At 64.9% G+C, this 8,520-nt stretch carries 7 protein-coding genes and 2 pseudogenes; 2 read left to right on the top strand and 7 right to left on the bottom strand.

Annotation, left to right across the window (positions count from 1 at the left end):
- The 3 genes and pseudogenes from JCM9942_RS07080 to lexA form a co-directional block, all read right to left on the bottom strand.
- Positions 1–511, bottom strand: a 511-nt coding sequence (locus JCM9942_RS07080) for a Y-family DNA polymerase (protein WP_484600204.1), incomplete at its 3' end; no start/stop codon positions are given.
- 6 nt (positions 512–517) lie between these two features.
- A pseudogene (gene imuA, locus JCM9942_RS18185) lies at positions 518–1,137 on the bottom strand (translesion DNA synthesis-associated protein ImuA).
- Positions 1,137–1,745, bottom strand: coding sequence for a transcriptional repressor LexA (lexA, locus tag JCM9942_RS07075; protein ID WP_199398893.1), 609 nt, complete (start codon positions 1,743–1,745; stop codon positions 1,137–1,139). The pseudogene imuA and the gene lexA overlap by 1 nt, the downstream one beginning before the upstream one ends.
- 102 nt (positions 1,746–1,847) lie before the next feature.
- On the opposite strand from lexA, the gene JCM9942_RS07070 reads away from it, so the two are divergent.
- Positions 1,848–2,861 carry a GGDEF domain-containing protein gene (locus JCM9942_RS07070; RefSeq protein ID WP_083468453.1) on the top strand — a complete coding sequence of 338 codons (1,014 nt, stop codon included), beginning with the start codon at positions 1,848–1,850 and terminating at the stop codon, positions 2,859–2,861.
- A 63-nt stretch (positions 2,862–2,924) separates the two neighbouring features.
- On the opposite strand, the gene JCM9942_RS07065 is transcribed toward JCM9942_RS07070, so the two are convergent.
- On the bottom strand, positions 2,925–3,623 hold the full coding sequence (locus tag JCM9942_RS07065) for a YiaD family glycine zipper/OmpA-like lipoprotein (RefSeq protein ID WP_054658707.1): 699 nt from the start codon (positions 3,621–3,623) through the stop codon (positions 2,925–2,927).
- Positions 3,624–3,759: 136 nt separating this feature from the next.
- Positions 3,760–5,168, bottom strand: a pseudogene (locus JCM9942_RS07060) (cryptochrome/photolyase family protein).
- A 151-nt stretch (positions 5,169–5,319) separates the two neighbouring features.
- On the opposite strand from JCM9942_RS07060, the gene JCM9942_RS07055 reads away from it, so the two are divergent.
- A complete protein-coding gene (locus JCM9942_RS07055) occupies positions 5,320–6,183 on the top strand; it encodes a hypothetical protein (protein WP_054658705.1) in 864 nt (287 codons plus the stop codon).
- 9 nt (positions 6,184–6,192) lie between these two features.
- Here the strand turns inward: JCM9942_RS07055 and JCM9942_RS07050 are convergent, their stop codons facing one another.
- On the bottom strand, positions 6,193–7,617 hold the full coding sequence (locus JCM9942_RS07050) for a replicative DNA helicase (protein WP_054658703.1): 1,425 nt from the start codon (positions 7,615–7,617) through the stop codon (positions 6,193–6,195).
- 249 nt (positions 7,618–7,866) lie between these two features.
- Positions 7,867–8,424 (bottom strand): NADPH-dependent FMN reductase, encoded by a 558-nt coding sequence (locus JCM9942_RS07045; RefSeq protein ID WP_054658701.1) that lies wholly within the window; start codon positions 8,422–8,424, stop codon positions 7,867–7,869.
- Between the last annotated feature and the right edge of the window lie 96 nt (positions 8,425–8,520).

Below are 8,520 nucleotides of genomic sequence, written 5' to 3'. Positions count from 1 at the left end.
GCAACTGGCCCAGCAGCGCGGCCAGTCCGGCCTCATCCACAACCAGGCCGTCGCCGGCATTGGCCAGCGCCCGCGCCGCCACCGGATTGGGGGCCAGGGCGATGCGATGGCGGAAACCCAGCGCGTCCAGCTCACGTCGCAAGCGCGCCTCGAATTGTGGCCACGGACCAAACAGACCCAGGCTGTGCTCGACCTCGATGATCAATGCCTGCGCGTATTGCAGACTTACCTGCGAACTGAAACGGTAGGCCCATGCCGCCAGAAATTCCTGCCAATGCGTCTGCATCTGCGGTGCATGGGGCTGCACCTGGAAACCGGCAACCAATGCCTGTGCGGTCACCAGCGACTGACCCGCCTTCAATCCCAGCGCTGCGGCGGCCGGGCTCACCGAATGCAGCACCCGCCGCTGGGCCGGACCACTGACCAGCACGCGCGGCAGCGCCGGTTCGGCGCAACCACGCAGCACGCCGTCCATGGCCAGATGTGGCAGCAGAATGCAGGCCCAGCGCATGGTGCCTCACTGCATCCGTGCAAACGGCAGCGGCCGGGACGGAGGCATCCCCCCCCGGCACTTGAGCACCCGCAGCTGCGCCGCTGCGCATCGATGGCGATACGCAACGCCGCGGGCGACGGATTGCACACCGCCTGCAACGGCCGGCACGCAAACCCCAGTGTCCGCCCGGATTCGGCCGCCACCTGCAAGCGCCGCAGCGCCTTGTCTTCGGTCAACTGGGGCCAGCACAGCACCGCTCCACAACTACCCGAACGCAGACACTGCTCACTGGCCCACAATGCGTCGCGCAACCCGTCGGCCTGCACCACCTGCACCTGGCGAAGATCCACTCCCGCCGCCTGCCAGGCCGGCGCATAGGGAATATGCGGCGGCGCCACCAGCACCACCCGTTCTCCGGCACGGGTCAACCGCGTCAGCGTGGGCCACAGCAGGCGCAACTCCCCCACCCCCTCGGCAGGCAGCAGGATTTCGCTCAGTGCCGCCTCCGGCCAGCCACCGCTCGGCAAGACTTCGTCCAACAGCGGATGCCCGGTAGGTTGCCGGCTGGCCGGCAGCGCAGCCGGCCGTCCACGCCAGACACGGCGTTCCTGCAACAGGCTGTCGAGGGCAACGACCGCGCCCATCAGCCGCGTCGCACCAGCCCACAGAACACGCCCTCGATGGCGAACTCCTGATCCGGCTGTATCTCTATCGGCGCATAGGCCGGATTCCGTGGCAGCAGGCGCACGTGGGCGCCGCCGCGCGACAGACGCTTGATGGTCAACTCGCCCTCCAGCCGTGCCACCACCGTCTGTCCGTCGTACGCGTCATCCGCGCGACGTACGGCGACCAGGTCGCCATCCAGGATGCCGTCTTCGATCATCGAATCGCCCTGCACGCGCAGCAGATAATCCGGCCGGGCCGCAAACAGCCGCGCATCCAGCTCCAACGTATCCACCAGTCCGGCATCGGCACCGATAGGGAGGCCGGCCGCCACCCGCCCCAGGATGGGAACCTGCAACCGGTCGGCGCGAGCGCGGAAATCAGCCGGCCGGATACCGCGGGCCTGTCTAGCGGTGACATCGATCAATCCGGCTTCGGAGAGCGCCAAAACATGCTTGCGGGCCGCCCCGCGCGAGGCCAGACCGCAGGCCTGCGCGATTTCGGCCAGCGTCGGTGGCTGTCCTTGCCCGTCGACACGGTCATGGATGAAGGCGAGGATCGCGGCACGGCGGGGACTAAGGTCACTCATGGAGTACATTTGTACTCCATCACAAGGGAACCTGCCAGCGCTTGAAGGTCCAATTCAGGCGAAATCCAACATCGCCCCACAGCCTGCTATCGTTCGCGAACCATGGAACCCGCCAGCGGTCCTTCCCCCTCTTCTCCCAACCTGCCGCACGAGTTGCGCAGGGTGCCATTGCGCACCATTGCCCCGACCACCAGCCTGCTGCTGCTGTTCTTCAGTGTCTGGCTGGCGCTCAACCGCCAATGGGGATGGGCACTGTGCAGCGCAGCCGTCGCGACCCCTGCGGTCATCGCCTGCACTCTGATCTACAGGCGCGCTCCAAAGATGGGCGCGGCGGGTCTGTTGCTGTGCATCGCGCATATCACCGGCTGCCTGCTCGCCGCAGGGCTGCTCGGCAGGAGCGCGCTGCCCTGGTCGTACCTGGCCTTGATGGCCAATTTCTTCCTCGTGCGTCAGAGCATTGCAACACCCGCCAACCTGCTGCTGGTCGCCGGCCTGATCGCCATGCCCCCGCTGCTGCGCGGCCCGCCTCCGGATCTGCAGGCGCTGGTGGTCATCATCCTGATCTTCGGCTTCGGCTATCGCTTTTCACGACGCCTCCAGGGCGATCACACCCGGCTGGAGCTTCTGGCCTCGCTGGACGCACTGACCGGCCTGCCCAATCGCCGCGCGCTGGAAAAAGCCCTGCAACAACAGATCAACGGTGCGCGCGAAAACCGCTTCCGGCAGGCCTTGGTGGTGCTGGATATCGACCATTTCAAAGAGGTCAATGACCGTCATGGCCATGCTGCAGGTGATGCGGCATTGTCCGATCTTGCCGCCATCCTGCACGCCGAGCTTCGCGACAACGACAAGGTATTCCGCTTCGGTGGCGAGGAGTTCGTGATACTGGCCGAAACCGGCTCGCGCGAAGCGCTGGCCGGCTTCAGCGAACGCATCCGCAATGCGGTCTTCCAGGCGCTGAACGGGCCTGACGGACGCATCACCATCTCGCTGGGCGCGGCAATGTATGGCGGCGAACAGCACTGGCAGGACTGGTTCTCGCGTGCCGATGCGGCGTTGTACCGGGCCAAGAGCGAAGGCCGCAACAGCTTTGCCATCGCCGACGATCTTCCCTAGCGCTGCTGTTCACGGGAAAAGGGCCGCTCGCGCGGCCCTTCACCTGGATCAACTACCGATGGATCACGAACGCAGCGGGATCACACGGATCTCGACGCGGCGGTTCTGCGCGCGACCGGCTTCGGTGCTGTTGTCGGCAATCGGATAGGCCTTGCCGGCGCCCAGCGTCTCGATGCGTTCACGCTGCACGCCCTGGGCGGTGAGATAGGCGGCCACGGCATCGGCGCGCTCCTTGGAGATGCGGTTGTTCACCGCATCGGTGCCGATGCTGTCGGTATGCCCAACCACCTCGATCATGGTCTGGTTGTATTCGCGCAGGGTGCTGGCCACGCCGTTGAGCGCCCCGTAGAACTGCGGTTTGAGCGAGGTCTTGTTGAAATCGAAGGTGATGCCATCGGGCAGGCTCAGGGTGATGTTGTCGCCTTGGCGCTGAACATCGATACCGGTGTTGGCGGTGCGCTCACGCAATGCGCGCTCCTGGCGGTCCTGGTAGTTGCCTACCGCGGCGCCTCCCAGTGCACCGATACCGGCGCCCACCATCGCGCGCTGACGGCGCTCGGTGGCGCTGTCACCGCTCAACAGGCCGGCGGCTACGCCGATGGCGGTACCGATCAGCGCGCCCTTGCCGGTACGGTTCTGCTGCTGCGAAGGGTTGCCGTACTGGTCGCTCTGCACGTACGAACCACCGGTGGCACAGGCCGAAAGGACGGCAGCGGCCACCAGACCAATGGAAAGATTGCGAACAACGGTAAGTGGGATCATCTGAGTCTCCTTCATGAGCCGGCCGGGCCAGCGGGGATTTGCCCGCGCAGCATAAACAGCACTGCGCAATCCGGACATGATGAAAATCGCCTACCCATGGCATCCATTCATAAAGCTGCCACGGGAACGAAAGCGGCTAACGGCAGAGGTGATAGGCCGCCAGCGCCGCCTCCCGGCCTTCTGCCAGATCCACCAGCGGCTGTGCCGGATACGACGGGGCCATTTCCGCCAGCAATCCGGGCGACAGCCACGGCGCAAAGCGCGCTTTCACCGGCAACTTCGCCAGCTCCGGCACCCAGCGCGTGATGTAGCGCGCCTGCGGGTCGAACTTCTGCGCCTGCGTGACCGGATTGAATACGCGGAAGTACGGCGCCGCATCGGCGCCGGTGCCGGCGATCCATTGCCAGCCCATGCTGTTGTTGGCCAGATCGGCATCCACCAGCGTGTCCCAGAACCAGCGCGCGCCTTGCAGCCAGTGGATGCGCAAGTGCTTGCACAGGAAGCTTCCCACCAGCATCCGCACCCGGTTGTGCATGTAGCCCGTTGCCCACAGCTCGCGCATGCCGGCATCGATGATGGGGATGCCGGTACGTCCTTGCCGCCAGGCTCCAGCAATGCTTGCTGCGGCGGCGCCCAGGCAAAGCCATCAAAACGCGGATTGAGGTTGGCATCCGAGGTCTGCGGGAAGTGATGCAGCAGATGCCAGGAAAATTCGCGCCAGCCCAGCTGGCGCAGGTAGCCGTCGATATCGGCATTGCGCCCGGCACTACGAATTCCCTGCAGCACATGGGCGATGCGCCACGGTGCAATCTCGCCAAAATGCAGGTGGGGCGAGATCAGGGAGGTACCGACACGGTCCGGCAGGTCGCGCTGTTCGCAGTAACCGTTGAGCGCACCGTCGGTGAACACCTCCAGCGTTTGCTGCGCACCGGCCTCGCCGGGCTGCCAGCGCTCCCAGAAACCGGCATCCCAAGCCAATCGCGGCGACAGGCCCAGTGCCTCCAGGGGCAATCCATCGATCCCATGCGCGGCCAGCATATCCGGCGCAGCGCAAAGCTCCGCCAGACGCCAGCGGCTCAGCGCATTGCGCCAGAACGGCGTGAATACCTTGTAGGGGCCGCCCTGCTGGGTCGTCAGCTCCCAGGGTTCGAACAGCAGATAGCCGTTGTGGCTTTCCACCTGCAGTCCCTGCTGGCGCAGATCGCGCTTGATCGCCGCATCACGCGGCTGGGTGACAGGCTCGTACTTGCGGTTCCAGTACACCGCCTGGGCGCCGGTTTCGGCGATCAACTGCTGCAATGCCCCGGCACTGGGGCCGCGGCGGATGACCAGATGCGAACCACGCGCACGCAGATCGGCATCCAGCGCGGCGAGTGAGCGATGCAGCCAGGCATCGGAAGCCGCGCCGGGCGCCCACGTCTCCTCCTCAGCCGGCGCATGCACGTACACCGGCACCGGGTCGTGCCCGGCAGCCAGCGCCGCCTGCAATGCCGGATTGTCCTGCAGGCGCAGATCACGCCTGAACCATACCAACGCAACGGACATCTTCAGTCAGAACCAGTCGATTTGAAGGCGCTCATGATAGGTCGTCGCGCCGTGAAAAGAGCGCCCGGGATGCTGTGCCATCATCTCCGGGACACCCCGGCCACGCGGCCCCGACGCCCTTACCGACCGCCGCCAGAGAGAGGAATACTCGATGGAAACGCAGCTCAATCCGGCCGCATCGGTCTACCGGATTCTGGTTTTCGATGAAGTGTACTCAGCGCGCGCGGCCGAGGAACAAGCCGAGAAGAGCAAGCTGTCCGCTTTTGGCACGCTGGCCCGGCTCAATCCGCTGAACAGGCCCAAGACCGAGACCGTGAACCTGTCCAAGTCGGAGTTGCGCTATGAGCCTTTCTGGTATGTGGCCGCGCGGCGCGAGATCGATTACCTGCACGAGGCGGTGTATCCGCTGCAGATCGCCAATCCCTACGCGCGCCAGCTGGAGATCGCCGGGCAGACCATCGAAGTGCTGGCCAACGGCAACAAGCCGCGGGTGGAGCTGGCCGTCAACGAACTGTGCCACCGCAAGATAGACACCCTGCTCTACCAGGACGGGCTGAAGCGGCCGATCCGCCAGGCCAAGCTGCAGGGCTACGTGGAACGCTATCGCGCGGTGGAGCAGCAGCAACTGGATCTACCCGGCGGGGTCACCCCGCAGATGCCCTTCGCCTCGGTGGTGCAGGTGATCAAGTCGCAGCTGGCCGCCGAAGCCATCGACGCCCATCGCATCGACAACGACCTGCTGGAATTCGTCAGCGCCAACCTGTACTTCCGCCCGGTGTTCGCCTTCGAATACCTGTGGACCGGCGCCGGCAAGATCGGCGTGATCGAAATCGACGGCCTGACCGGCGAGGTGGTGGAGGATGGCCAGTGGTTCCGCGACAAGCTGGACACGGTGATGTCGCGCGAGATGCTGTTCGAGCTGGGCGCGGAGATGGCGTCGACCGTGGTGCCCGGTGGCGGCTTCGCGGTGAAGGTGCTGGGCAAGTTGACCCAGGAGCGCAACGGGCGCCCCTGAGCAGAGGGCTTACTCGAACGAGCCGACCGAATCGTGCGAGAGGTTGTCGAACCGGGTGTATTCGCCGAAGAACTTCAGCTTGCACGAACCGGTAGGACCACCACGATGCTTGCCGATGATGATCTCGGCCAGGCCCTTGTCCGGCGAACTTTCCTTGTTGTAGTAGTCGTCTCGGTAAATGAAAACGATCATGTCCGCGTCCTGCTCGATAGCACCGGATTCGCGCAGATCGGCCATCACCGGGCGCTTGTCGGTACGCGTTTCCAGCGAGCGGTTGAGCTGCGACAGCGCGATCACCGGTACGTTCAGTTCCTTGGCAAGGCCCTTGAGCGAGCGCGAGATCTCGGAGATTTCCGTGGCGCGGTTCTCGCTGTTGCCCGGCACGCTCATCAGCTGCAGGTAGTCGATCACGATCAGGCCAAGGTCGTGCTCGCGTTTGAGGCGGCGGCACTTGGAACGCAGGATCTCCGGCGATACGCCCGGGGTGTCATCGATGAAGATCTTGGTTTCCTTGAGCATGCGGATCGCGCCGGTGACGCGGCTCCAGTCCTCGTCCTCGAGCTGGCCGGTGCGCAGGCGCTGGGCGTTGATGCGGCCGTTGGAGGAGATCAGGCGCATCGCCAGCTGCGAGGCGGACATTTCCATCGAGAACACCGCCACGCCCTTCTTCGACTTGATCGCGGCATACTCGGCGATGTTCAGCGCCAGCGTGGTCTTGCCCATGGCCGGGCGCGCGGCAAGGATGATCAGGTCGGTCGGCTGCAGGCCGGCGGTCATCGCATCGAAATCGGTATAGCCGGTCGGCAGGCCGGTAATGTTGCCGCCGTTCTCGAAGCGGTTGCGCAGCTCCTCGAACGCATCCTTCAGCGCACCGGGCATCGCAACGAAATCGGTACGCCCGCGCGCGCCCTGTTCGGCGATGGCGAACACCGATTTCTCGGCGCTGGAGAGCAGTTCGGAACTGTCGCGGCCTTCGGGCTGGAAGCCATCGTTGACGATGTCGGTGCCGACCTGGATCAGCTGTCGCAGCACGGCCTTGTCGCGCACGATCTCGGCATAGGCCGAAATGTTGGCGGCCGATGGCGTAGTGCTGGCCAGCTCGATCAGGTAGGCGCCATCGCCAATCAGCTCCATCTTGCCCTGCGATTCGAACCACTCACCCAGCGTCACCGCATCGAACGGACGATCGCGCTCGGACAATTCGCAGATCGCCCGGTAGATCAGCTGGTGGTCACGCCGGTAGAAATCCTTGTCGGTCAGCGCCTCGTTGACCCGATCATAGGCTTCCGGCGCCAGCATCAGGCCACCGAGCACAGCCTGCTCGGCTTCCACCGAATGCGGGGGCACACGCAAGGCGTCGATGCGCTGCTCGCTGCGATCGGCACGATCAGCGCGGTCTTTACGGTCGGAACGGAAACCAGTGCGGGCGGACATGAAAAGCGTATTTCCTGCAGTAAGGCCGTGCGGCCATGTTAGGTGGGCATCGGCCACCGGGGTACGGACAACTCTGTGGACAACCTGTCCACAAACCAACCCCGCGCAGGGGCGCTGGCGTACCGGACGTGGGTGGCCATACAGAAAAGCCCCCGGCACCATTGCAATGCCGGGGGCGTGATTATCGCAAAACCCGACGCCCGGGCACGTACCGACCGTGAATGGGGCTACCGGGGCCGCGCCAGGCGGTCACCTGGGCTGCTGGGTCTGGATCCAGTCGAAGAAGGCATCCAGAAAGCCTTGCAGAAATTTGCGCGTGCCTTCGCTGGCAACGGTGCCGTCCGCCTCGATCAGCCCCTCCTTGAACTGCACGAAGGCCTCCGGCCGCGCCATTGCGGCCAGGCCCACCGCCACCAGCACGTTGCGCAGGTGCTGCTGCGCCATGGCGGTACCGGCACTGCCGAAGGAGGCGCCGATCAGCGCCGCCGGCTTGCCTTGGAACGCATTGTCCCCCTGTGGCCTGGAACCGGTATCGATGGCGTTTTTGAGCACCCCGGGAATGGAGCGGTTGTACTCGGGCGTGATGAACAGTACCGCATCGGCCGAGCGCACCTGGTTCTTCAGCCGTGTGCCCTGGGCCGGAAACCGGCTGTCGTGATCCTGGTTGTACAGCGGGATGTCATCGAGCTGGATGTAATCGAAGCTGGCCCGGTCGCCAGCCAGCTTTTCCAACGCATGGGCCAGACGCCGGTTGATGGACTCCTTGCGCAGACTGCCAACGAAAACCGCGATCTTGTAGGGGCTCATGGCGACCTCGTCATGAAAAGTGGATAGACACTAGCCGGGCACGCCTTCGCGGTGGATGAAGGAGCGTGCCCATCAAAGGAAGCCGGCCCTTCCCCC

Origin of the sequence: Stenotrophomonas pictorum JCM 9942 (assembly GCF_001310775.1) — a bacterium.
Taxonomy (GTDB): Bacteria; Pseudomonadota; Gammaproteobacteria; order Xanthomonadales; family Xanthomonadaceae; genus Stenotrophomonas; species Stenotrophomonas pictorum.
This window is presented reverse-complemented; position numbering and strand designations above follow the sequence as displayed.